Here is a 23,498-nt window from a genome sequence, read left to right as displayed (position 1 = left end):
TGAAGGAAAACAACATAAACCCAAGAGGGTACTTTTACCCCCCGAACACACTGGCATATTTGAAAGTGACAGATAAAAAAAGAAATCTCCCAGGACATTTCAAGAAGAATACTGTGCTTGCCTACTTACCCTGGAATGAAAGAATTAGAAGTACATAATGTATTGATGTGGTTAAATCATGTTTACATGCAAAAAAATAATGATCCTTGGTGGATCTAATTTTCAATTACCCATAATAGCGCGTGCTAAAGAGATGGGATTATACGTAATAACTTGCGATTATTTGCCAGACAATCCGGGTCATCGATTATCAGACGAGTACTATAATGTGAGCACAACTGATAAAGAAGGAGTACTTGCATTAGCAACGAAACTTAACATTGATGCAATAGTAACATTTTCTTCTGATCCTGCCATATCGACGGTTGCTTATGTTGCCAATGCGTTGGGTCTGAGCGGTCCTTCGCTGGATGCAGTAACCATCCTGTCTGAAAAAGACAAATTCCGGGCTTTACTTTCAAAGCTCGGTTTTAATGTGCCAAAAAGCTACGTCGTCAATTCGGCAGTCATTCCTGAAGAACTAATGAACAGCAATTCAAAATTTGTTGTAAAACCTGTTGATTCCAGTGGTAGTAAAGGAATTACATATTCATCTGCAAATACGTCTGAATTGAATCATGCGATAGAATATGCCTTGGAGAATTCCAGAGCAAAGAGATGCATCATCGAAGAATACATTGACGGGGACCAGATTCATGGTGATGGATATGTGCAGAATGGAAAACTTATTTATAAATATTTAGGTGACCACTTTTTTTATACAAAAACAAGGAATTTCATTCCAATTTCAACAAGGTGGCCCTGTAAATACTATGGTACTAGAACATTAGATGTAATTATAAACCAGGTTGAAGGCATCTGCAATGCCATCGGATACATGGACGGGCCTGTAAATATTGAAGCAAGGGTGACTGATTTAGGAGAAGTATATATTATAGAAGTAAGCCCCAGAAATGGGGGTAACTATGTCCCTATTATCCAGGAACGTCTTACAGGGTTCGATTTTATGAGTAAAATAATATATTCCTCACTTGGATTGAACCTGCAAATCACTGATCGATTGTATAACACAAAAGTAGGTGCTTACTATATACTGCATTCTGAAAAGGAAGGCATCTTTCAGGATGTCAGAATAAGCGATAAAATCAAGGATCATATATTTTTCCACAAAATATTTCAGAATCAGGGAGATGCTGTACATGAATATGTGGGATCAAATACTACGATTGGAGTTGTACTTCTGGAGTTTGATAGTATAAGTGAACGTGATTTTTTTATGCCTGATATCAGTGATTTCATTCAGGTAATAATTCTACAATACGATATGTTCGAACTTAAAATGAACAAAAGCACCATGATATATTGAGATTATAGTAGTATAAACATAAAAGCGTTGGACACTATCAACTAGGGGGACATTCGTATGAAAAAGGTAATGATCCTTGGAGCAGGTAAAGGCCAGGTTCCAATTATTAATTTAGCAAAAAATAGTGGATTTAAAACAATAGTTGCCAGTATCCCAGGTGACTATCCGGGTTTTAAGGTTGCAGATAAGATATGTGAAGTTGACGTAAGGAACAAAGAGAAAGTACTGGAAATCGCTCGAATAGAGCAGGTTAACGGAGTAATAGCAGACCAAATTGATATTGCAATTCCAACCTTTGCTTATGTGACCGAAAGTAATGGATATTCATTAGGTTATTGAATACCTATATCTTTTTTCTTTTCTATTTATAAACCTGTAACTTATTGGACAGAATGATTTAAACTCTTAATTTTGCAGATATCTTATATTATGTCTTTTGCTACTGTTATTAAAGTGCAATTTGTGGTAAGTTGTCGCTTATTACCTACTAACAATGTGAAGATTTCTACTGATGACACAATTGACCCCTAAAGTTCTTCGCCTCTATGACAGGAAAGGTCTTCTTGTGCCCGAGGAAAAGGATGCATTCACAAATTATCGTTGCTATACTTATGACCAGATAGAAAGAGGTAGCAAAATACGTACTCTTTCGTGGATGGGGTTTTACCTGACAACACTCCCGGCTGCAAAGGTTGTTTCAACGATCTACAAGGACCTTATCAGGAAGAGAGTGTTGTCTATACCCGCTTATTTGAATGCATGGAGGAGAGCGGATTTCGGATAGCAGGCCCTTCAAGGTCACTTTACTTTAACGATCCGAATGAGGTTCCCGAGGAAAAACTTATGACCGAGGTACAGATACCTGTTGAAGCACAGTGAAGGAACTGTTGAACATAGGTGAGAGAAGATATATTCCCTCATTACTTTTTAGACTATGTATCTTCAAAGATCATTCTCAAAAAATATAAGGGATTTTTCAGCAGGGATTTTTTGTAATAATCCTTCACATCAATAAAGATCACTAAAATGTTTTCCAGATGCATATTTCTCTTAGAACCTGCACCATTTTCAAATGTATGACCATATTTACTGCATTTCTGGTCATAGCAGAGGATGTCATGTGCGAAACATTAAAATATATGTAAATAGAAGGAAATATTAATAGTCTATATAAATTACATAGATTTACCTTATATGGGAAAAGATAGAACCACAGGAACGATAGGGAAACTTCGTGGTGGGTCCACTAAAAATAATGCTTTAAGTCTGAAAATTTGGAGAGAAAAAAATGGAATGGAAATTGTCAAGAAAGACGCAACAGCGTTTCAGACATTTCAGAGTTTGGAAAGAATTGGAACAGGCAGCAAAAAGCCATGAAAACCATATGCATCTTGCATCAAAAAAAGCCCCGCCTGCTGTTGGGTTTTTAAAACCTTCCTTCAGCGTTTACTAATCAGAGAAAGAAGAGGTGAAAATCATTCCTTACCTGCAAAAGGTAAGGAAATTATCATCCTCATACTTTTATCCACTAATTATCTCAATATCTGAGATAGTTAAGTAAAAATAGGGTATTTATAATTTTCATGAATAACCCCTTTTTTTAAACTTACGTTTATGGATACTTTATACCTGCACAGGACACACACTGACAAATCGTATGACCTATATAGTTGAATTACCCAATGAAAAAGAGAACGGCTTATTCAAAAACGGGGAAAGTATTACTATGACTAAAATATCAATTGATCCTGAATCCTGTACACACTGTGGAATATGTATGAAGATCTGCCCGGTTGGAATAATCATCCCTGGAGCAGAAGACAATGTACCATTCATTCCTGCAGAGGCTGAAACTTTCTGCTCAGAGTGCGGTGCTTGCGAGGCATATTGTCCCACTGAATGTATCTCACCCATTTTTGAGACAGAACACTATGATACAACAGAAATTGGAACTGCGGGCATCACTTCGGAACAACTTGGCACTTACATGGTCAACCGCCGTTCCATTCGCAACTATCTGGGCAAGCCCGTTGATAAGGCTACAATAAAGAGTATGCTGGACATAGTCCGCTATTCCCCGTCAGGAATGAATAGCCAGCCTGTGAACTGGACAATTGTCCATGATACTGAAAGGGTGAAAAAACTCACAGCCCATTCGATCGAATGGATGCGTAACGTACTGGAAAGCGATGTTGATCATCCGGTAAAACCATTCATGCCAGCACTCATTGGCAGCTTTGAAGCAGGCAATGACCCGATCTGCCGTGGTGCTCCTCATATTGCAATAGCTCATGCTCCTGCTGAAAACCCTATGGCTTTTACGGATTCCATTATCGCCCTAACATGGTTCGAACTTGCAGCCCCCGGTTTTGGTCTTGGAGCCTGCTGGGCAGGTTTCCTGAAAATAGCTGCAGACTCATATGAGCCTATAAGAGAAGAACTCGGTCTGCCCGAGGGTCATGCAGTACAGTATGCCATGATGTTCGGATATCCCAAGTACAAAGCAAAGAGTGTTCCTGGAAGGAATCCTGCAAAGATTAAATGGATATAATTATCAAGAAAGTATGAAAGAAAAATGCAGACAAAATGATTGCCTGACTTTTCCTGGGAGAACAGTTCGTACGTATCACAGAGGAAGAAGCCGGTCAGAAGGTCAATACCTACTATGACTGGGAGAAAGTCGAATCTGTAAGAACTTACACAAAGGGGAATAATCTCCCTGGATAATAGAATAATGGATAATGCTTCATTATCCACTTATTTTTTAGACAAAGGTTTCAAAAAAGAAACTATTCACAACCCACAATTTCATCTTTCATCTGTTTGTAGCAGCACAGCATCAGATCAGGACTTGCTTTCATATCAATAATATCAAAATCGAAGAGACTTGCAAACTCCTCTACCATGGGCTCGAAATTCTTCTCATAATGCAGTCCGGTGTCCATTTTAGCTACATTTTTGTATCCTGCGTAGTCAAAAACGAACTTTGACAACTTGATGTCGTCAGGGTTGGGTGTCATTCCCGCCGATACCAACATCTCACGCCAGTGGGCTGCCCACATAGGTGTCATGAAGAAGGTACCCACCCCATGAAAACTCTTCAGTTTCTCAAGATATGCAGCCCTGCCACCTAGCACCGCACCTATACAGTCGTCGATGACATCACCATTGTCCTCTTTCAGTATACGCACAGGACAGGGAAGTTCCGCAAGTTCTGTGTCTACCTTACCGAGGACATTACCACAGAGACCATAGAAAAGCAGGATGCCATCTGAAAACTCTGACATCTCACGTGCCTTGTCGTAAACAACCTCTTTGAGATGCTCAGGTTTGGCATGCAGAGCAAGCTCAAGCATTTCCACCACAAGGATAAGGCCATCTTCCTGCAGGTGATCTGAAAGCCTGTTTCCCGATACCAGCGTATAAGCACAACCCGCATCATCCAATTTATCAGCGAGCCCTCCACTATCAGCACTATCCACCACTAGCAGGCTCTTTATTGAATCATCTATTTCAGCGATATGTACAATCTCATCCTCAAACATCCGGCAGGCAATGAAGGTTATTACTGGCACCGATCCACACTCCGACAAAAAGATATTGGTTTATGTGAGACCACATGTTATTAGAATTTAACCATATGAAAAAGAATGAAGAACTTTATCGTAAATGATAAGAGGATGAACTTACATCTCAAATCTGGTGACAACGCCATGGAGCTTGTCTGATGGGAGCTCATAGAACTTAACAAATGAAGGGGACAATTTCTTCATAAGAGCGAATATCTTCCAGACGATATTATCAGTAATAATCTCTTCTTCACCATAGAATATTGTTCTTTCGTCTATTCCTTCGGCCTTGAGCATCCCCACCAGATCGATGACCTCCATGTATCCCACTTTGAGCTCGAACACTCTCATACCCCTGGCAATTTCCTCTTTAAAGACACTCTTGATACCAAACGGCTCATCACCTACAAAGATAGAAATCACAACATTGTTCTCATAGATTATCCCGTTCTCGAACATCGTGTGCGTGATATACTGCGGAACAAAGGAAATATCCCTTGCAAAGAAAAGAGCTGTTCCTTTTATTTTAGATGCCCTCGTGTAAGCCACATTGTACTTTAGGAGAAAATCATCAAGCAATATTGGCCTTAACAACCTGTATAACTTTTTCTGCCCGGAAGTATAGATTAGTATCATACTGAGAAGGATAGATGCTATTGTGATTGACCAGTAACCACCGTGTGGTATCTTATACATATTGGAGAGCAGGAACACAATATCGACCACTGTTACTAGGAATGAGATAACTGATATGAACATCTGCTTTCTAATGTAAAAGATTATGGTCATCATGATCCCTGTAATCGCCATACTGCCGGTCACAGTCAACCCGTAAGCTGCAGCTAATTTGTGGGATTCCTTGAATCCATACATCACAAACAACACAGATAACAGGAGCAACCAGTTGACCACACTGATATATATCTGAGATCTCATCTCCTCTGAAGTGTAATCGATCTTCAGGAGAGGAGCGATCCTTGTGCTTATTCCCTGATATACTATAGAGAACATACCGCTTATCATTGCCTGTGAAGCTATAATAGTGGCAATAACACTCAGAATAAGGAATGGAATATATATTGCAGGTGCCTGCTGATAGATCATATCAAAAAGCACACTCGTTGATTCAGGATTACGGAGCATGAATGCTCCCTGACCCAAGTAATTCAGGACCAGGGCAACGAATACTATGCGCCATGCCTTTATGATAGGTTCCTTTCCCAGATGACCCATATCGGCATACAATGCTTCACCACCTGTAGCACAGAGGATCACTTCAGATAGTACGAAAAAACCCGTCCATCCATTATTTAGAAGGAATTCAATTGCATAGTAAGGATTAATGGCCTTTACCACTTCAGGTGTCTGCAAAATAGAAATTGTTCCTGAAAAAGCGAGTGTTACAAACCACAGAACCATTAAAGGACCAAAGACCCATGCGATCTTTTCAGTGCCTTTCCTTTGTATGGAAAAAAGAGCTATCGCAATAATTCCAGCGATCAGTATCAATGTATTCTGGTGTATGGTCTCAAGACCGGGAACGACACGCAATCCCTCCACAGCACTTAGGATACTGATAGCGGGTGTGATAACACCATCCCCCAGAAGAAGAGAAATACCAACATAAGATAAAAAAGTGATAATACTTACGTTCCTGCCTGACCTGAGCAAGGGAACAAGTATCTCCTTCAGTACAATCGTTCCGCCTTCACCTTTTTTACCAAGGCTCATGGCAAGCCAGGAATACTCGACAGTTACAAGTATGATAAGGGTCCAGAATATCAAGGACAGAACACCAAGCATGTGTTCCTCCGTCAGACGGGTTATAAGAAATATGACTGTCAGAGTGTATATTGGACTTGTACCGATATCTCCAAAGACAAGACCCATGGAGTTCATTACCCCTCTTATATCTATGTTCCTGCTCATAGAAGGACTTCCTGATAAATATGTATCCCCTCTAGATACAGGCGTGATACAAAAGGCATTTGGTACAAAATCCCCTGCAATCAACAAATATAATCGCTGGCACATTTTTCTGAAAATGAACAGTCAATCCTGTATATCTTTAACAATAAGCATGTGAACTAATGAGTTCAAACGTTTCTAAGCAGATCCTTTTTGAACATACCATATTCATCAAATCCCCTGTGTACCAGGACAAGTACACCCAGTAGTACATTTACAGTTGTTGCCACATAAATGGCGATCATAATGGTTATCTGGTATTCTATGGCAACCAACGGGCTTGCGCCAGCAAGTATCTGTCCGGTCATCATTCCCGGAATGAAGACAATACCTATGGTAGCCATATTTGCAATGGTTGGTTTTAATGCAACCCCCATACTTTTACGCAGGTATGGAATAAGTGCCTCTGTCTTTTCGGCACCCATTGATAAACGAAAAAGGTACCTATTCTCGTTCCTCTGAATCTCGCTGCAGAAATTCTCTATGCCTATAATATTGGCTCTCAGAGAATTGCCAAGTACCATACCCCCAATGGGTATGAAATACCTTGCATCAAAAAGGTCGTTCAGGTTTATTATGAACCTGTTGAAATAGAGCAGCATAGCATAGTTTGTAACTGCCATGAAAAGCGTAAGCATAGGAAGTAGCTTACCAGTTTTTAGTTCTGCGTTCTTCAGTACCGTGTGCGATGCAACAAAGATCATTAAAAGTACCCATGCAATGTTTAGCAGTGCATTGTTCAGGTCAAAAACAAAGGTAAGGAAAACACCCACAAAAAGAAGCTGAATAACCATACGAAAAGCACTTTCAATAGTCGGTGATATTAAGTTCAGACCCAGATAATAGCTTATAAGAACCGGAATTAGCAGGAGAAGGAATGAAAATAACATGCCTTCCACACTGACATCATAGCTTTCCATCAGTTCACCTTACCGGAAAGATCAATGACCTTCGTGGCCTTTTCTGCCCATTCCCTGTCGTGGGATATGGAAAGTACTGTCCACTGAGGGTTGTCAAAGAACATACCCACAACCTTCTGCTTCAACCCAACATCAAGTTCAGCTGTAACCTCATCAAGCAGGAAGAAATCCTTCCCGGATAACAATGCCAGCATAAGGCATATCCTCTGTTTTTCCCCACCTGAAAGCTTCGTGTATTCCTTGTTCAGTATCCCGGGGGACAAAGACAGGTCAGATATTATTCGCTGAAGACCTTCCCTTTCATATGCAGCCCTGTTTGCTTTGAATGAAAATATCTCCTCAATAAGATCAGTTACTTTACCCTCTGCAATATCCGTATCCTGGGATACGTAAGCGACTCTTTTCCTCAGGTTCCATATATTCTCAGCATCCACAGGAACTCCATCCAGGGATATTTCCCCTGAGCTTCGTACACCGAATCCCATTATCAACCTGAATATCGTTGATTTTCCAATGCCTGACCTACCTTTTATGAGAATCTTCTCTCCTTTTGAAACAGAGAGATCGAACTCTGACAAGATCGAACTCCCATCATAACTAATTGAAAGATTTTGGATATCCAGTATTCCCATTTTTATTTGCTCCGGAGGTGCAGGTTGATGTATTTGTTTAATGGCACAAGCTATGCTCAAATATAACTTACCAATATAGAATATTGGGTACTATATACATAATGATGCTCAAATATATATGGAACTATTACTTTGTAAGAAACGGGTTGGTCTAAAAATAGCTTACAACTCTGCCCCCGATTCTTGAAGCCAGCCCAATACCTTCCTTACTTATGTTTGTAATACTACCTAGTTAAAGTCTTTAAGTGAAAACACACATAGGATATACCATGAGTAAAAATTCACTTACAGAAGGACAAAAAGCTCCCGAATTTTGCCTCCCGGACCAGAATGACAATGAAGTATGCCTGAAATATCTTGCAGGTAAATGGATCGTACTTTACTTCTACCCAAAAGATAACACTTCGGGGTGTACAAAAGAAGCACAGGATTTCACAGCCCTCAAACATGATTTTGAAGCAGAGGGTGCAACGATACTGGGAGTCAGCAAGGATAGCATCAAGTCACACATAAGGTTCATCGAGAAGAAAGAATTGGGAATAAACCTGCTATCAGATGAAGATACCAGTGTCCACCAGAAGTATGATGTCTGGAGGACGAAAAAAAAACTATGGCAAGGAGTATCTTGGAACTGTGAGATCAACCTTCCTCATAGATACTGACGGCAACATTGCTAAGATATGGGACAACATCAGGACAAACGAACATGCACAAAAAGTACTTGACACTCTCAGAGAAATAAAAAACTGAGTACCATATACACTATAAATAGATTATAAGTTAAGATATTCGGATATCGTACTAAAGATTATAATATACCCCAGTGCCAGCATCAATAATGAGATAATCCACGCCCACCTCAGAATCCTGCCAAGGTTTTTAGGTAAAAGTAGTTTAAGAAAAAAACGATCGACCATATTTGGTCGATCTTCCGAATCATCATTCATAAAAAAAGAATATCAAAGGATTATCCCTTGATCCTCTTTAGTCTGAAGGTGTTTTCCCTTTCCATCTCTTCAAGACGGAGCCTAATGAAGGCCATTGCTTCCTGATATTCCGGTATTACCTTAAATTCAAGAGCATTGACACGCCTTTTGGTCTTCTCGATATCATCAAGAAGTTTTTTCATGGTTGTCTCGATCTCTGCAGCAAGGATAATCTTTTCTACAAGATCCTCATAGGCATCTGCTGCCTCATCTGTATATGAACTTGTACCAAGAATGCCATAACCACGTTCGGTTATGGATTTCTTAACACTGGATGACTCGATCTTTGGAACGACAACACCCATGATGTTACGGCTTTCCAGCTCAATCTCAGGTTTGCTCTTAAGTGCAAAAGCTGTGGATTTGACGGTAATGGTACCGTCAACAGCATTTGCAATACCTATCTTCCGGGAAGCACCTTCATAGGCGGCATCCAGCTCTGTTCTGACATCCTTTGCTTTGTTGAGGATCTCAAAGAACTCAAGGATAAGACCATCCCTTTTCATTTTGAGCAGCTTGTGACCACTCTGAGAGAGCTTGATCTTTCTCTTGAACTCAATAAGTTCTGAACGAGTTGGTTTTACATCTTTCACGCCCATGTTGGATCACCTTTCAATTAGTTGCTCTTGTGAGCAGGATGGTATTTGTCGATATACTTGTTATCAATCCTGGTAAGCAGGGCTTCTGGAAGCTCGGAGAGAATTTCCCAGCCAATTGTAAGAGTTTCTTCAATTGACCTGTCTTCATCTCTTCCCTGGCGAACAAACCTACTCTCGAAAAGGTCAGCAAACTCAAGAATTCTCTGGTCTCTATCGGATAATGCCTCTTTACCTACAATGGCTACAAGACCTCTGAGGTCACGACCTTCTGCATAACCAGCATACATCTGGTCAGATACTGCTTTATGGTCATCTCTGGTCTTTCCTTCACCGATACCTGAGTTCATCAGACGTGACAGGGATGGAAGCACATTGATTGGCGGGTAGATACCCTTCATGTGAAGTTCCCTGGAAACTACGATCTGACCTTCTGTGATATATCCTGACAGATCAGGAATCGGGTGAGTAATATCGTCACCAGGCATGGTCAGGATTGAGAACTGAGTAACAGATCCTTTCCTTCCCTTGATAACACCTGCACGCTCATAGAGTGATGCAAGGTCAGTGTACATGTAACCTGGGTAACCACGTCTTCCTGGAACTTCTTCACGAGCTGCACCCATCTGACGAAGAGCTTCACAGTAGTTTGTGATGTCAGTAAGAATTACGAGTACGTGCATATCATGCTCGTATGCAAGATACTCTGCAGCTGTAAGAGCCATCCTTGGCGTGATGATACGTTCTACAGCAGGGTCGTCTGCAAGGTTAAGGAAAACCACAGCTCTTTCAAGAGCACCAGTCTTCTCGAAGTCCTGCATGAAATACTGGGCTTCTTCGTTTGTGATACCCATTGCAGCGAATACTACTGCAAAAGGTTCTTCTGAACCTGGAACTTTTGCCTGACGTGCGATCTGAAGTGCAATCTCATTGTGTGGAAGACCTGATCCGGAGAAGATAGGAAGCTTCTGTCCACGGACAAGTGTGTTTGTTCCGTCAATGGTTGAGATACCTGTCTGAATGAAGTCCTCTGGTGGCATCCTTGAATAAGGGTTCATTGATGAACCGTTAACATCAAGCCTGTCTTCAGGGATGATACGTGGTCCGCCGTCCAATGGTTCTCCTGAACCGGAAAGGATACGACCAAGCATGTCTTTTGATACAGCCAGTTTGATTGTCTCGCCGGAGAATACTACGCCGGATTCCTCATTCAGTCCACCTGTTCCTTCGAATACCTGAACTGCTACAACATCGGCAGAAGTATCAAGGACCTGACCCCTCTTTGTTGTACCGTCTGGAAGGTTGATGTGAACAAGTTCACCATAGCCTACCGGTTCGGTCTTCTCGATGAACATCAATGGTCCGGAGATTTCTATGATCGTCTTATATTCCTTGGTCATTTTAGTTGCCTCCAAGTGCTGCAAATTCCTTGTCCATCTTTTCCATTACAACATTCAGCGCACCCTCAAAGTCCTCTTCAAACTTGACCTTTGCAAGTTCGTCCTTTGACTCAATGGACAGGATATCCTTCATTGGAATACCTGCTTCCAGTGATGCCTGTGCCATGTCACTGTACTTGGAGATTGCTTTTAATAATTTGTACTGCTTGTCAAATGGACAGTATGTGTCAACAGGGTGGAACGCATTCTGCTGAAGGAAATATTCCCTGAGCATACGGCAGATCTCAAGAATCAACTGCTGGTCTTCAGGAAGTGCATCGGAACCAACGAGCTGTACGATCTCCTGAAGTTCGGATTCCTGCTGGAGAAGCTCCATTGCATGATCTCTGAGTGGCACCCAATCAGGTGCAACGTTCTCTGCGAACCAGCCAGAAAGACCCTTAGTGTACAAACTGTAACTTGTAAGCCAGTCTATGGATGGGAAGTGCCTCCTCTGTGCGAGTTTTGCATCCAGTGCCCAGAACACTTTTACAATACGGAGGGTGTTCTGTGTAACAGGCTCTGAGAAGTCACCACCAGGTGGTGATACTGCACCAATAACAGTAATAGAACCTTCCTCGCCTGCAAGTGATTTTACTAAACCTGCGCGCTCATAGAACTCAGAGAGCCTTGCAGAGAGGTATGCTGGATAACCTTCTTCACCAGGCATCTCTTCAAGTCTTGAGGAAATTTCCCTCATTGCTTCTGCCCATCTGGATGAGGAATCAGCCATGAGTGATACATCGTACCCCATGTCACGGTAATATTCTGCAATTGTGATACCTGTGTAAACAGATGCTTCACGAGCAGCTACAGGCATGTTAGATGTGTTTGCGATAAGAACTGTACGTTCCATGAGTGGACGACCGGTCTGTGGATCCTGGAGTTCAGGGAACTCGTTCAGTACATCAGCCATCTCGTTTCCACGTTCTCCACATCCAATATAAACTACAATATCAGTGTCACTCCACTTTGCAAGCTGCTGCTGGGTAACTGTCTTTCCTGAACCGAATGGACCAGGAATAGCTGCAGTACCACCTTTTGCAACTGGGAAGAGACCGTCAAGGATCCTCTGACCTGTAATGAGAGGTCTGTTTGGAATGAACTTCTTCTCGACTGGACGTGGCATTCTTACAGGCCACTTCTGCATCATGGAAATTTCTGTGCCATCCGTAAGGACACATACGGTTTCGTCAACCTTGAATTTTCCGGACTTTATTTCTTCAACTGTACCGGAAACTGTTGGTGGCACCATGATCTTGTGCTCAATGTTCATTGTTTCCTGTACAGTACCAATTACTGCACCGCCCTTTACGAAATCGCCAATTAATACTACTGGCTTGAACTCCCAGACTTTTTCACGGTCAAGACCGTTTGCAGTAACACCTCTGTCAATGAAGTCTCCCATCTTTTCCTGGAGTACTTTCAGAGGTCTCTGAATACCATCATAAATACTTTCTAATAAACCTGGACCGAGTTCTACAGAGAGAGACTTTCCAGTGTTCACTACAGGTTCACCTGGTTTGATACCAGATGTATCCTCATATACCTGAACAGTAGCTTTGTCACGTTGAATTCTGATAACTTCGCCCATCAGACCTTCGTGACCAATATGTACCACATCGTACATCTTTGGCTTGATACCCATAATCGTAACGACTGGTCCGGCCACACGATAAATTTCACCTTTCATTTCCACAGATCTACACCTACCGATTGTTTTATTTTTTCCCTTAAGTTCGAACTTTCACCACTACCCCCGAGAGTCACAACAGTTGGCTCAACAGAATCGTTGATAGTGTTTCTCAACATCTCCGGTAGTTTAATCAGATCATCACCGTGCATTACCAGAATGCCGACTTCTCGATCCTCAAGTATTTTTTCTACAGTAAGTTCAAGTTCGCCATCATTAACTTCAAATATCTTTTTGATACCGGCCAGTCTGAAACCTGTTACAAACTCGCCGCTTCCGACCACTGCTAATTCCATCAGATCACCAACTGTTCCTTGATAATATCATCATCGAGGTTGGCGGCTTTGCCACGTATTACTATCCGCAAGTTGTTTATCTCATTCTTTTTGCTTAGCATGTAGTCCATGATTGGTACAATTGAGATCGGATAAACATGTGAAAAGCTTGCTGCAGATTTAAGCCTGTGTTTTTTCAGTCGGTTCTCGACATCGATCAACGAAACCATATCCGGACTTACAACATCTGAGATTACGTCCCAGTAATAATTTTTCTCAAGTTCAGAGACAAAATCTGCAAATGACAGAGATAACAATCTCTGGATATCCTTAAGCTTCAATTTGAGTCCGCCGTCAATCATCAGATTCATCATTTCAGGATCTGTGATTCCGGATTTCTTCAAACGGAAAAGTGTCATAAGGTTTTTCAGATCAATGCCCATCCGGGTAAATTCCGCAAAAAGCTTGCGATCCTTGGATTTGGATTCTCCGATTGCGCCAAATAACCCGACATAATAAATTTTATCAAGCTGATTCTCAATATCAGAAAGATTTGTACCATCATAATTCTTCAGTATGGAGTGATATTCTGTGTTCGCAAGCTCAGAAATGACTTCCTCGTAAGTATTTTTTGCAGCCAATTCTGAAAGGAAAGTGTAATTTAACCTTCCTGCTGCAACAATAGCATCAAGGATCTCATCTGTGGAAGCATTACAGTATTTTCCACGAAGAATGGTCTTTATATTCCAGATATCATACTTTTGGAGCTGCTCACCCACAAGGAAATTAACGTCACCTTCTGAAATGCTGAGTAGTTTTGTGAAGGTTACAGCAAGATTCCTGTTAAGAGCATGCTCAATAAGATCTACGCCTTCGTAATTCCTTGCCAATTCATCGATATCCTCTTTGTACTCAGACTCTCCAATGAATCTGGTAATTTCATCAATGCTCATATTCATGAGCCGAGGATATGTCTCCTTTGGCAGAATCTTACTTTTCATTGCACGTACACGTGCTGTAGTATATGCGTAGTTTGCATGCCCCTTCGAAGGGGATTTCTTAGAATTACCACGCTTAAATTTCTGCAACAGCTGCATTTAGAAATCACCCGAATAAGGTATCAGATGTCTGTTTCAACAACCGCTCATTCACGCTTTTAAGGATAACATCGTAGGTATAATCCAATCTGATAGTAGCATCTTCATTCTCGATGATAACGCCACCAAGACAATTGATATTACCGGCGTATTCGAGTGAAGACAACTTTTTAACAAGCTCCTCGGATTCAGCATTTGAATAAATTCTGCTACCATTTGACTCATTTTTTGTTATGAGCTCTTTGAGGAGTTCTTCGTTTTTCTCAGGAGAAAACGCTGATATGGTTTCTACAGCCTGGACATATACTTTTTCGAGTACTTCCTTGCGTGCATTGAGCAATGTGCGCTTCACTTCAAGGTTTGCACTGGATATTTCTTGCTTCCTGACTTTTTTAATATCATCCTCTGCTTTTGCAAGACGTTCACCCATAATCCTCTTAGCATTCTGTTTTGCTTCATCCAGAATCAGGGAAACCTCTGCTTCTGCTTCAGAATCCGTTTTGGAAACATCTGCCTTTGCAGCATCCATAATATCTTTTACAACAGTTTCAAGTCCCATGCTCAACACCTTTGGAAAATTTAAGAGCGAATATGCGCTCTTAAATTATTTAATCAACAGTGCAACTACCAGACCAAAGATAACAATTGTTTCTGGAATAACGGTTAGGATCAAACCCTTACCGAAAAGACTTTCGTTCTCAGCCATTGCACCAATTGCTGCACTACCGATGTCTTTTTCTGCAAGAGCGGATGCGATACCTGTGAGTCCTACTGCGAGTCCTGCACCAATTGCTTTTAAACCTGATGGGTCCATTGCGGTTATTGTTTCTGTTACCATTTTCTTATTCCTCCGTGTATTTTCTAATATATCCAAATGGATCGTATTTACGTCCCCCTCCTTCGTAGAATTTTCCGAAGAATTCTACATACTGCAACCTGAGTGAGTGTAAACCGGGGGCGATGATACTCAGGACAGTATTCAATGCGTGTCCAAACAAGAACACGATAATTGCAAAGATAGTTGCTCCACCAATTGGCGTTCCTGGCTGCCAGATCATTTCAAAGGCAATCAGGTTGACAGTTGACGCAATATAGATGGATGATAATCCTACAGCTATGATACGAGTGTAAGACAGTGAGTTACTGAGAAGTGAAGGCAACTCGATAGGTCCTTTAATACCCTCTCCCTTAAGAAGCATTACAAATCCTATTAAGAATACAACAACACCCAGAATCGTTGTGACTGAAGGAAGCATTGCTGCGTATCCAAGTATTGCCAAAAACAATCCGATTTCAATAACAAACCAGCTACCTTTCTCGAAGATCGCTGCTGATATTCCGTGTTTCCTGTTCTCATTGATGAAACCAAGGAGATAACCAATGTTGATGTGAATAAAACCAACCAATGCTGTTGCAATGATCATGGTCATCACAAGGTGTGTCCTGTGAACAGGAAATGTAATCATTTCATCTGCAACAGGGGATGCTAGAAGATTTACAGTTGCAAATCCTTTGATTAACCCTTCAGTCACACCGTGTTCCGTATGCAGACTTGCAAGAGGGAATCCCAGGAACTCACCATATATCACACCAAATATCAAAGTTGATATCTGGCAGTATATGAGAATATTCATGAGAGGTTTGATAGCATCTGAAGAGATCATCTTTTTGATACCAACAGCCATTGCAAGCAGAATCAATGCATAGCCGATGTCACCAAGGATCATTCCGTAAAAGAGCGGGAAAGAAATGAATATCAATGTAGTAGGATCAAGTTCCTTATACTTTGGTCGTGCATAAAGGTCCATGATCTCCTGGAAAGGAGCTGCCATTTTAGAGTTATTGTACTCTATTGGGACGATATTAACGTCTTCCTTCATCATTTCCTGTTTAGAAACAAACGCACGTCCGTTAGTAGCTGCTTTCACAATACGCTCCAGTTCAACGAACTCGTCTTCAGGAACCCATCCATCTATAATGAACGTGCTGTCTGAAGTAGCTACCCTGAGCGGAGTTTCTGATTTTTGAGCCTCTATTGAAAGGACTTCATTGCTAGCCAGAATGAAATCAGAGTATTTATCTTTGAGAGATTCAATCTCTTCATCGATTGCTTTTACCTGTTTCAATAATCCGGATTCTTTTGAAGTGATACTAGAAAGAGATTCAGATGGCATCCCACTTATATTTGGAATCCTGAATTCCCTGAAAGCAAATCCTGCAAGCAGATCCGCGACCTCTGCAGCCTTGTCTTTCGTTACGAAAAGTACCATAGTACTTTCTTTAGCATCATAGAATATCTCATATGAAGAAGTAATTCTGGAAACTGCAGATTCAACATCTTCCTTTACATATCCGGAGAATACGGAAAGATGTTCATAACCACGATAAAGGTCAAAATCAAGAGAAATGTTAGCAAAAGGAATTAGTTCTTTTTTAAGAGAATCAATCTCTTTGAGTTCTGCTTCAAGCTTACTTTTCTGCTCAGCCTTTACATCAAGTTCAGCATCCAGCTTATCAAGAGTGGCATCGAGTGAGGAAATAACAGATTTGGTATCCTGCTTTTTTGACCCAACGTCTTTTACACCCAGTAAACTGGCAATTGATCTGATCTTGATTAGTTTCTTAGAAACATCATCTACATTTTCGAATGGTCTGCCAATAAGGAGACCAGATTCGTCTTCATTAAAATCTTCGATCTGGAACAGATTCGCTTTGTGCAGAGCATCGACCGTTTCTTCAAAAATACTTTTATGGCCAACAATTACGGCACGACTCATCTGCTTTGGTTCAAGCATGTATTGCCCTCTCGAACTCGTTTATAATTATATTAACAGCTTCATCGACATTTGATGAAGCGGAGCTGGCAATAGATTTAGCCTCACTTGCACCATTCTCGATGATTTTCGCTTTATCTGAAGCGATAGACTCTTCTGCAGATTTCATTGCACTTTGTGCAGATTTCTGTGCATCAACCTCGGCCTGTTTTATTATCTCTCTGGCCTCGGCACGTGCACTGGCGATACGGTCATTTTTTCTTTTGTTACCGTCGTCAACCATTTTGTGTGCATTGTCTTCTGCCTCTTTGATTTCCGACAAGATTTTCTCTTTGGCCATGCTAATCCTCATGTGATGAATTGCTTATTATCCCGAATAAATCATCCTTTCCTATTGCTAACTCACATATAAAGTATTCGGTTTTCCAGATACCAGCGAGCCATAAATGGTAATGATTTATCATTAATATGACAGGAATTGTCCACTTTTAAATATTATTAATGTTGCCTTTAGGCATTGATTTCGGACTATTTATAACTAATAACAATTAATGTAAGTCAATGCATAGATTTATCAAGCCTGAGCGGAAGTGAGGTTCCTTCTGGAATAGTATGAATATAATTATTCCTGAATTCAGGGTTGCGCATCATACAGTATTCAGCAGAACATTTGTATGCTTCATGCTGACCCATCCTGGCCCATATTGCAGCAAGCTTTTCCTCGCGAATATTTCCAAATGAAAGAGGAGTATATGCACATGGAAGAATATCGCCACCAGCTGTTGCATGCATCCATCTCCTGCCTGCAAAGCAACCGAACTGATCAGGACCCATGAAATTGGGGAATGAAGTGACCCTTGGACCATCTTCTTTTTTGTTCATTGAACTCTGGAACTTGCCAAGGCGATCAACATCCTTAGAGGTAATGACTTCATCCTCATGCTCCATCCAACGTCCAACAGCTATGATCTCATATATAGACATCTCCTGCATACCCATATCCACTGCAAAATTGTAGAAACGATCAAGATCATCTATATTATCAGGAGACACTACCACAAAAAGATCAGCAAGAATACCCGCATTCACCATGTGCTCTATACCAACCACAGTGTTCTTGAAAGCACCTTCACGTCCCCTTACACGATCATGTTCTTTCTCATCTGGACTGTCAAGGCTCATGTGTGCAGCAAAAAGACCTGCTGCCTTCAAATCCCTGGCCCTTTGCTCAGTTAAACCAAACCCTGATGTGAAACATGCAGCTACCGCACGAGTCTTATCCACATTTGCCACCATTTGCTCAAGATCCTTTCTGAGCAGAGTCTCTCCACCATCGAAGGCTATATAGTAAGAACCCAGATCGATTGCCTGCTGTATGGCGCTATTGACCTCATCATAAGTAACAATAGGATCTGCCACAATACCAGCCGCACCACAGTGGATACAATCATAGGGGCAGTGTGTGGTAATACCTATCGAGAACTGATCAGGCACCCTCTTCTTTAAAATAGAAGCAACCTGCGCACTGATCATCCTATTGAATACCTCACCAGGCATAGGAGGAGCCCATGTGGAGAAAATTATATTCTCCTCATCTGCATAGATCGGTTTTTCTTCCAGGAAGATCTTGTTGATCCTTTTCAAAATTGGTTTTGCAACAGGAGCTAACGGACCTTCTGCATCAAGAACTACTTTTCCGCCCTCAGTGCTTGCATTTACTTTAACTACTGATTTATCATAAACCCTCATGAAGTCACCTGACAATTAAATAACATTAAAATATATCCCCAGGGAGCATATCAACTGTAATAAGATCAGTTACAAGCTCCAGTTTATCCTTTGCTTCTGATGAGGGGAAATAAGCAAGGATATCTTTTGCATTCTGAACGCAGATACATACCTGCTGTACAGTCTTTTCAACAGCATCATCATGCCCCATTACCTTCCTATAAATAAGAGGTAACGTGACGGATTCATAAGTAGAACTTTTATCTTCAAGTTTGTTAAGATACTCAAGCAGATCATCAACTATCTGGTATGCATTACCAACATTTTCCCCAAAAGCCCTTAGTTTCAGGGCAGTCCCTTCATCAGCTTCTGCGACATATGCACCGATTGCAGCACTTGCTGCAAAAAGAGAACCGGTTTTCTTACTGATGCACTCAAAATAGTTTCTTTCCCTGAACTCCTCGTCCACACTGGAAATGTCAATCGTTTCACCTTCTGCCATATACATTCCAGCCCTGCCAAATTCATTTACAGCATTATTACCATATCCAGATATCAGAGATATAGCCTTGGATATCAAAAAATCCCCGCAGAGAATAGCTGCAGGAATGCCATATTTCTTATGTGCGGATTCCACACCCCTGCGTACAAGACCTCCATCCAGCACATCATCATGTATAAGAGAAGCCGAATGAATAAACTCAATAGCCAATGCAGCATTGATACTACTTTCTGAATTACCACCGCACATCTCGGTACATAATACAAGCATAACAGGACGGATATTTTTCCCACCAGAACTGCAGATATGTATTAGCATCTTTTTCATCAGAGAGCGATCATCCATGGAACAGACCATCTCATCCTTAGAAGCTTTTATAAGCTGGTATTCCGCCAGATCTTCTATTTGAATCATATTTCCGCCTGCTCACTCCGAATATTTAGAAGGACAACTAACTACTATCTGGTTAGCCTCAACCATATTTTCTGACACCATTTTACCACTAATGCTAATACTTTGCCCTTCCACAAGATTAGCCGGAATAGAACCTACGTATTCAACATCCAGTTCAAAAGAGGAATCTTCAAGATCCTGCAGTACAAAAGAAGTACCATCTGTGGATATCTCCAGAGTTCCGTTCTTTATAGTCCCCATAGTGTTAATATCATGTCCCACGTATTTATCGGAATTATCTGACAGCTCCGATATCATAGGATAACCCTGAGACAGGTCCACATTCCAGAGACCTACAAAACCAACGATGGCAATGAAAACAACTGCAAGAACAGTTTTCTGTTTTTTATCCATAAAAGTACCTCATTACAACATTATTTTGCCACTTTGCGACATTGCTGCAGTAGCCCCTTACGAGAACGCAACTGATATGCAACGTATGCGGACAATGTAATCAATGTAATCGCGAATGCAACTTCTAACGCGCCTATAAAGAATCACCTCTATATCAGTTTAACCTTTATCCGTCATGGGCATTAAGACGAACCCCTGCAACAATAAACGAACACGGATGAACCAATTTATACATTGGAGGCCTGTATCTGATAATCAAGTATTAATATGGGTGTGCAGTAGTATAGTTCCATCCTATAAATAGGTAATATAGATAGATATACGAACAAAAAACCTTATGATCAATTATGGTAAAACCTCCAAGACTCATTGCCTGGGAAACAACAGCAGGATGTAACCTTTCATGCAAGCACTGCAGAGGCTCATCTACTGAGAAAAAACCCGAAGGTGAACTTACAACTGATGAAGCATTCCATTTCATAGATGAAATCAAAAAAATAGGAAACCCCATTCTTATACTGAGCGGTGGTGAACCGCTTGTCAGGGATGACATCTTTGATATAGCAAGATATGCCACGGAAAAAGGCCTGCGTGTTGCTATGGCAACCAACGGAACACTTGTGACACCTGAGATAGCAGAGAAAATAAAAAGTGTCGGCATACAGAGAGTCAGCATCAGTCTCGACGGCTCAAGTCCGCAGACACACGATGATTTTCGATGCATGCCAGGAGCATTTGACGGTGCATTGTCCGGAATAGAAAATCTGAAAGAAGCAGGAGTAGGATTTCAGATCAACCCCACCATTACAAAACGCACCATTGATGAAATTCCTGCCATACTGGAAATGGCAAAAGGCCTTGCTGCCGATGCACTTCATATATTCCTCCTGGTCCCCACAGGCAGGGGCAAGGAACTTGAGAACGACGAGATACCCCCAGTAGAATATGAAAGGATACTAAACTGGTTCTACGACAGGCAGAAGGATGCAGGAATCCAGCTCAAAGCCACCTGTGCACCACATTACTTCAGGATAATGCGCCAGAGAGCAGAAAAAGAAGGTACCGAGATAAGTGTAAAGACACACGGTTACGAAGCAATGACAAAAGGTTGCCTCGGAGGAACTGGTTTTTGTTTTGTATCAAGTACAGGAGATGTTTTCCCATGCGGATACCTTCCTGTGCTGGCCGGAAACATAAAAAAGCAGAGTTTCAAAGATGTCTGGGAAAACTCAAAGGTATTCAACGATTTGCGTGATGTTTCTAAACTTAAAGGAAAATGTGGAAGATGTGAATATAATACAGTATGCGGAGGCTGCCGTGCACGTGCATATGCTGCCACCGGAGATTATCTGGAAGAAGAACCGTACTGTATATATGTACCTAAAAAACAGTGATTTCAATGATAATTCTTGATGATGCAGATAAAAAGATACTCAATACAATTCAATTTGATTTCCCACTTGAAAACGAGCCGTTTCAAAAACTTGGAGAGCAATTGGGTATCAGTGAAGAGGAAGTAATCGAAAGGCTTGAGAGACTGCAAAATGAAGGAGCAGTCCGAAAAATAGGACCAATCATCAACCGTCAGGGAGTTGGAGGCACAAGTACCCTTGTAGCAGCTACCGTTCCCGAAGAAAGAGTAGACGAGGTTGCAGACTACATCAATGAATATCAGGAAGTATCCCACAACTACCATCGTCCTGAGAAATTCAACATCTGGTTCACAATATCTGCACCCAGCAGAGAAAGAATAGATACTATATTAGATGAACTCCATGAAAAGACAGGGCTTGAGTTTGTAGATCTGCCTACAAAAAGACTATTCAAGATAGGAGTCAGGTTCAACATCAGGTGATAATATGGATGACATTGATGAGAAGATAATAAGACTGACACAGAACGGAATCCCCCTTCAAAAATCACCTTTTGCAGACATTGCCAATGAACTCGGCATAAGTGAGCAGGAAATAATCGACCGCCTCAAAAAGATGAAGGAAAAAAAAGTCATCCGCAGGTTTGGTGCATCCATTGGACACAGAGATATAGGAATTGTTGCAAATGCAATGTGTGTCTGGAACGTGCCCGATGAGAGAACAGAAGAAGTAGGAACGATAATGACAGGGTTTTCAGAGGTTACACACTGCTATGAAAGACCACGTGCTCCCGGATGGAACTATAACCTTTTCACAATGGTGCACTCCTACACAAAAGAAGACTGTGAGGAAATTGCAGCAAACATATCCGAAGCCACCAACATAAATGATTATAAACTTCTTTTTAGTGACAGGGAATTCAAGAAAACTGGAGTTAGATTATAATCGCAATCTTTAACTAACTTACAGAAAAAGCAGAAGGCAATCATTCCCGGAGATGGAGATATGAAAGACAAGAACCACTTCCTGCCACTGCTGATAGATATGAACGATAAGAAGGTCGTTATTTTTGGAAGTGGATCGGTTGGAGAAAGGAAAGTTAACCTGTTCTCAGCATATGCGCCAGTGACCGTTGTGAGCCGCAATTTTAACGATACTTTTTTTGAACTGGAACGTAAGAATGGGATTACACTTATTAAAGCAGATGCCAGTAAGCTCACTGATGCAGATATCAACGATATCATAAAGGAAGCTTTCCTTGTGATACCTGCAACAAATGACAGAACTATAAACGAAAGAATAGTGAGTCTATCAAAATCCGTTGGAATACTTACTAATGAAGTGGATGCCATTGGCGATGTCACAATACCTGCGGTAATTAAACGTGGAGGACTGACCATCAGCATATCTACAACCGGATCAAGCCCTGCATTTTCCAGGTTTACACGGCAGCAAGTAGAGAAAATCATCATTCCTGAATTTGCAGACATGATCAAAATACAGGATGAAATGAGGACATACCTGAAGAGTGAAGTTACTGACCAGATAGAAAGAAAAGAGATATTATGGAATATACTCGAAAATGAAGAGGTATGGGCTGCGCTGAAAGAATCCTATGAAAAAGGGTTTAAGATAGCACAGGATATTGTAAGGAAGAAAATAAGCGAGAAAGTCAGATGAACACGTACCATATCCACTGCCATTCGAATTACT

The 23,498-nt window shown here is 41.2% G+C and carries 27 protein-coding genes; 11 read left to right on the top strand and 16 right to left on the bottom strand.

The genetic code is table 11. The features are described from left to right. Nucleotides 1–178: 178 nt before the first annotated feature. The 6 genes from QZZ23_RS08985 (at nt 179) to QZZ23_RS08960 (ending at nt 3,977) form a co-directional block, all read left to right on the top strand. Nucleotides 179–1,426, top strand: coding sequence for an ATP-grasp domain-containing protein (locus tag QZZ23_RS08985; protein ID WP_292469118.1), 1,248 nt, complete (start codon nt 179–181; stop codon nt 1,424–1,426). 57 nt (nt 1,427–1,483) lie between these two features. Beyond that, entirely contained in the window at nt 1,484–1,765 is a 282-nt protein-coding gene (locus tag QZZ23_RS08980; protein WP_292469115.1) for a hypothetical protein, read from the top strand. 172 nt (nt 1,766–1,937) lie between these two features. After that, a complete protein-coding gene (locus tag QZZ23_RS08975; protein ID WP_292469111.1) occupies nt 1,938–2,210 on the top strand; it encodes a MerR family transcriptional regulator in 273 nt (90 codons plus the stop codon). Further along, nucleotides 2,186–2,305 carry a GyrI-like domain-containing protein gene (locus QZZ23_RS08970; protein WP_292469108.1) on the top strand — a complete coding sequence of 40 codons (120 nt, stop codon included), beginning with the start codon at nt 2,186–2,188 and terminating at the stop codon, nt 2,303–2,305. The genes QZZ23_RS08975 and QZZ23_RS08970 overlap by 25 nt, the downstream gene beginning before the upstream one ends. 315 nt (nt 2,306–2,620) lie before the next feature. Next, on the top strand, nt 2,621–2,803 hold the full coding sequence (locus QZZ23_RS08965) for a hypothetical protein (RefSeq protein ID WP_292469105.1): 183 nt from the start codon (nt 2,621–2,623) through the stop codon (nt 2,801–2,803). Nucleotides 2,804–3,152: 349 nt separating this feature from the next. Continuing rightward, the gene (locus QZZ23_RS08960) at nt 3,153–3,977 is read left to right on the top strand and encodes a nitroreductase family protein (RefSeq protein WP_292469102.1); all 825 of its coding nucleotides are present in this window, start codon (nt 3,153–3,155) and stop codon (nt 3,975–3,977) included. Between the two features lie 238 nt (nt 3,978–4,215). Here the strand turns inward: QZZ23_RS08960 and QZZ23_RS08955 are convergent, their stop codons facing one another. The 4 genes from QZZ23_RS08955 to QZZ23_RS08940 form a co-directional block, all read right to left on the bottom strand. Further along, entirely contained in the window at nt 4,216–5,001 is a 786-nt protein-coding gene (locus QZZ23_RS08955; RefSeq protein WP_292469099.1) for a DUF1638 domain-containing protein, read from the bottom strand. A gap of 111 nt (nt 5,002–5,112) precedes the next feature. Then, nucleotides 5,113–6,924, bottom strand: coding sequence for a KUP/HAK/KT family potassium transporter (locus QZZ23_RS08950; protein ID WP_292469096.1), 1,812 nt, complete (start codon nt 6,922–6,924; stop codon nt 5,113–5,115). Between the two features lie 167 nt (nt 6,925–7,091). Next, on the bottom strand, nt 7,092–7,883 hold the full coding sequence (locus tag QZZ23_RS08945; RefSeq protein WP_292469093.1) for an ABC transporter permease: 792 nt from the start codon (nt 7,881–7,883) through the stop codon (nt 7,092–7,094). Beyond that, nucleotides 7,883–8,461 (bottom strand): ATP-binding cassette domain-containing protein, encoded by a 579-nt coding sequence (locus tag QZZ23_RS08940; protein ID WP_292469090.1) that lies wholly within the window; start codon nt 8,459–8,461, stop codon nt 7,883–7,885. Before QZZ23_RS08940 ends, QZZ23_RS08945 begins: the two co-directional genes overlap by 1 nt. 323 nt (nt 8,462–8,784) lie before the next feature. On the opposite strand from QZZ23_RS08940, the gene QZZ23_RS08935 reads away from it, so the two are divergent. Next, nucleotides 8,785–9,177 carry a peroxiredoxin gene (locus QZZ23_RS08935; protein ID WP_292469087.1) on the top strand — a complete coding sequence of 131 codons (393 nt, stop codon included), beginning with the start codon at nt 8,785–8,787 and terminating at the stop codon, nt 9,175–9,177. 305 nt (nt 9,178–9,482) lie between these two features. Here QZZ23_RS08935 and QZZ23_RS08930 read toward each other — a convergent pair whose 3' ends face one another. The 12 genes from QZZ23_RS08930 to QZZ23_RS08875 form a co-directional block, all read right to left on the bottom strand. Then, entirely contained in the window at nt 9,483–10,100 is a 618-nt protein-coding gene (locus QZZ23_RS08930; RefSeq protein WP_292469085.1) for a V-type ATP synthase subunit D, read from the bottom strand. A gap of 17 nt (nt 10,101–10,117) precedes the next feature. Beyond that, a complete protein-coding gene (locus tag QZZ23_RS08925; RefSeq protein WP_292469083.1) occupies nt 10,118–11,497 on the bottom strand; it encodes an ATP synthase subunit B in 1,380 nt (459 codons plus the stop codon). 1 nt (nt 11,498) lies between these two features. Then, on the bottom strand, nt 11,499–13,235 hold the full coding sequence (locus QZZ23_RS08920) for an ATP synthase subunit A (RefSeq protein ID WP_292469080.1): 1,737 nt from the start codon (nt 13,233–13,235) through the stop codon (nt 11,499–11,501). Beyond that, a complete protein-coding gene (locus QZZ23_RS08915; protein ID WP_292469076.1) occupies nt 13,226–13,525 on the bottom strand; it encodes a V-type ATP synthase subunit F in 300 nt (99 codons plus the stop codon). Before QZZ23_RS08915 ends, QZZ23_RS08920 begins: the two co-directional genes overlap by 10 nt. Continuing rightward, nucleotides 13,525–14,601, bottom strand: a complete 1,077-nt coding sequence (locus QZZ23_RS08910) for a V-type ATP synthase subunit C (protein WP_292469074.1) — start codon at nt 14,599–14,601, stop codon at nt 13,525–13,527. Before QZZ23_RS08910 ends, QZZ23_RS08915 begins: the two co-directional genes overlap by 1 nt. Before the next feature lie 7 nt (nt 14,602–14,608). Then, nucleotides 14,609–15,160 carry a V-type ATP synthase subunit E gene (locus tag QZZ23_RS08905; RefSeq protein ID WP_292469071.1) on the bottom strand — a complete coding sequence of 184 codons (552 nt, stop codon included), beginning with the start codon at nt 15,158–15,160 and terminating at the stop codon, nt 14,609–14,611. A 45-nt stretch (nt 15,161–15,205) separates the two neighbouring features. Next, nucleotides 15,206–15,439 (bottom strand): V-type ATP synthase subunit K, encoded by a 234-nt coding sequence (locus tag QZZ23_RS08900; protein WP_292469068.1) that lies wholly within the window; start codon nt 15,437–15,439, stop codon nt 15,206–15,208. Between the two features lie 4 nt (nt 15,440–15,443). Further along, nucleotides 15,444–17,396 carry a V-type ATP synthase subunit I gene (locus tag QZZ23_RS08895; protein WP_292469065.1) on the bottom strand — a complete coding sequence of 651 codons (1,953 nt, stop codon included), beginning with the start codon at nt 17,394–17,396 and terminating at the stop codon, nt 15,444–15,446. Beyond that, nucleotides 17,389–17,715, bottom strand: coding sequence for an ATP synthase archaeal subunit H (ahaH, locus tag QZZ23_RS08890; RefSeq protein WP_292469062.1), 327 nt, complete (start codon nt 17,713–17,715; stop codon nt 17,389–17,391). Before ahaH ends, QZZ23_RS08895 begins: the two co-directional genes overlap by 8 nt. 218 nt (nt 17,716–17,933) lie before the next feature. Then, complete coding sequence (locus QZZ23_RS08885; protein WP_292469059.1) at nt 17,934–19,124, bottom strand: radical SAM protein; 1,191 nt, start codon at nt 19,122–19,124, stop codon at nt 17,934–17,936. Between the two features lie 25 nt (nt 19,125–19,149). Then, the gene (locus QZZ23_RS08880) at nt 19,150–20,019 is read right to left on the bottom strand and encodes a polyprenyl synthetase family protein (protein ID WP_292469056.1); all 870 of its coding nucleotides are present in this window, start codon (nt 20,017–20,019) and stop codon (nt 19,150–19,152) included. A gap of 12 nt (nt 20,020–20,031) precedes the next feature. Continuing rightward, nucleotides 20,032–20,412 carry a cytochrome c maturation protein CcmE gene (locus tag QZZ23_RS08875; RefSeq protein ID WP_292469053.1) on the bottom strand — a complete coding sequence of 127 codons (381 nt, stop codon included), beginning with the start codon at nt 20,410–20,412 and terminating at the stop codon, nt 20,032–20,034. Between the two features lie 347 nt (nt 20,413–20,759). On the opposite strand from QZZ23_RS08875, the gene ahbD reads away from it, so the two are divergent. Genes ahbD through QZZ23_RS08855 form a run of 4 tightly spaced genes read left to right on the top strand, consistent with a single transcriptional unit; the run spans nt 20,760 to nt 23,465 of the window. Beyond that, on the top strand, nt 20,760–21,806 hold the full coding sequence (gene ahbD, locus QZZ23_RS08870) for a heme b synthase (RefSeq protein ID WP_292469049.1): 1,047 nt from the start codon (nt 20,760–20,762) through the stop codon (nt 21,804–21,806). Nucleotides 21,807–21,811: 5 nt separating this feature from the next. Continuing rightward, the gene (ahbA, locus tag QZZ23_RS08865; RefSeq protein WP_292469047.1) at nt 21,812–22,267 is read left to right on the top strand and encodes a siroheme decarboxylase subunit alpha; all 456 of its coding nucleotides are present in this window, start codon (nt 21,812–21,814) and stop codon (nt 22,265–22,267) included. A gap of 4 nt (nt 22,268–22,271) precedes the next feature. Next, the gene (gene ahbB / locus QZZ23_RS08860) at nt 22,272–22,730 is read left to right on the top strand and encodes a siroheme decarboxylase subunit beta (protein ID WP_292469045.1); all 459 of its coding nucleotides are present in this window, start codon (nt 22,272–22,274) and stop codon (nt 22,728–22,730) included. Between the two features lie 60 nt (nt 22,731–22,790). Beyond that, on the top strand, nt 22,791–23,465 hold the full coding sequence (locus QZZ23_RS08855) for a bifunctional precorrin-2 dehydrogenase/sirohydrochlorin ferrochelatase (protein ID WP_292469042.1): 675 nt from the start codon (nt 22,791–22,793) through the stop codon (nt 23,463–23,465). The last annotated feature ends 33 nt before the right edge of the window (nt 23,466–23,498 follow it).

The sequence above is a fragment of the Methanolobus sp. genome (assembly GCF_016278385.1).
GTDB lineage: Archaea > Halobacteriota > Methanosarcinia > Methanosarcinales > Methanosarcinaceae > Methanolobus.
Note: the sequence above shows the minus strand (reverse complement) of the source record. Positions and strands in the feature narration are given on the sequence as shown.

Bases quoted from the DNA above. Each gene is read 5' to 3' on its own strand.
- QZZ23_RS08905 (WP_292469071.1), bottom strand. From the start codon at position 15,160: ATGGGACTTGAAACTGTTGTAAAAGATATTATGGATGCTGCAAAGGCA.
- QZZ23_RS08935 (WP_292469087.1), top strand. From the start codon at position 8,785: ATGAGTAAAAATTCACTTACAGAAGGACAAAAAGCTCCCGAATTTTGC.
- QZZ23_RS08930 (WP_292469085.1), bottom strand. From the start codon at position 10,100: ATGGGCGTGAAAGATGTAAAACCAACTCGTTCAGAACTTATTGAGTTC.
- QZZ23_RS08855 (WP_292469042.1), top strand. From the start codon at position 22,791: ATGAAAGACAAGAACCACTTCCTGCCACTGCTGATAGATATGAACGAT.
- QZZ23_RS08965 (WP_292469105.1), top strand. From the start codon at position 2,621: ATGGGAAAAGATAGAACCACAGGAACGATAGGGAAACTTCGTGGTGGG.
- ahbD (WP_292469049.1), top strand. From the start codon at position 20,760: ATGGTAAAACCTCCAAGACTCATTGCCTGGGAAACAACAGCAGGATGT.
- QZZ23_RS08950 (WP_292469096.1), bottom strand. From the start codon at position 6,924: ATGAGCAGGAACATAGATATAAGAGGGGTAATGAACTCCATGGGTCTT.
- QZZ23_RS08980 (WP_292469115.1), top strand. From the start codon at position 1,484: ATGAAAAAGGTAATGATCCTTGGAGCAGGTAAAGGCCAGGTTCCAATT.
- QZZ23_RS08985 (WP_292469118.1), top strand. From the start codon at position 179: ATGTTTACATGCAAAAAAATAATGATCCTTGGTGGATCTAATTTTCAA.
- QZZ23_RS08880 (WP_292469056.1), bottom strand. From the start codon at position 20,019: ATGATTCAAATAGAAGATCTGGCGGAATACCAGCTTATAAAAGCTTCT.
- QZZ23_RS08900 (WP_292469068.1), bottom strand. From the start codon at position 15,439: ATGGTAACAGAAACAATAACCGCAATGGACCCATCAGGTTTAAAAGCA.
- QZZ23_RS08910 (WP_292469074.1), bottom strand. From the start codon at position 14,601: ATGCAGCTGTTGCAGAAATTTAAGCGTGGTAATTCTAAGAAATCCCCT.
- ahbB (WP_292469045.1), top strand. From the start codon at position 22,272: ATGGATGACATTGATGAGAAGATAATAAGACTGACACAGAACGGAATC.
- QZZ23_RS08885 (WP_292469059.1), bottom strand. From the start codon at position 19,124: ATGAGGGTTTATGATAAATCAGTAGTTAAAGTAAATGCAAGCACTGAG.
- QZZ23_RS08960 (WP_292469102.1), top strand. From the start codon at position 3,153: ATGACTAAAATATCAATTGATCCTGAATCCTGTACACACTGTGGAATA.
- QZZ23_RS08875 (WP_292469053.1), bottom strand. From the start codon at position 20,412: ATGGATAAAAAACAGAAAACTGTTCTTGCAGTTGTTTTCATTGCCATC.
- QZZ23_RS08915 (WP_292469076.1), bottom strand. From the start codon at position 13,525: ATGGAATTAGCAGTGGTCGGAAGCGGCGAGTTTGTAACAGGTTTCAGA.
- QZZ23_RS08975 (WP_292469111.1), top strand. From the start codon at position 1,938: ATGACACAATTGACCCCTAAAGTTCTTCGCCTCTATGACAGGAAAGGT.
- QZZ23_RS08925 (WP_292469083.1), bottom strand. From the start codon at position 11,497: ATGACCAAGGAATATAAGACGATCATAGAAATCTCCGGACCATTGATG.
- QZZ23_RS08895 (WP_292469065.1), bottom strand. From the start codon at position 17,396: ATGCTTGAACCAAAGCAGATGAGTCGTGCCGTAATTGTTGGCCATAAA.
- ahaH (WP_292469062.1), bottom strand. From the start codon at position 17,715: ATGGCCAAAGAGAAAATCTTGTCGGAAATCAAAGAGGCAGAAGACAAT.
- ahbA (WP_292469047.1), top strand. From the start codon at position 21,812: ATGATAATTCTTGATGATGCAGATAAAAAGATACTCAATACAATTCAA.
- QZZ23_RS08945 (WP_292469093.1), bottom strand. From the start codon at position 7,883: ATGGAAAGCTATGATGTCAGTGTGGAAGGCATGTTATTTTCATTCCTT.
- QZZ23_RS08970 (WP_292469108.1), top strand. From the start codon at position 2,186: ATGGAGGAGAGCGGATTTCGGATAGCAGGCCCTTCAAGGTCACTTTAC.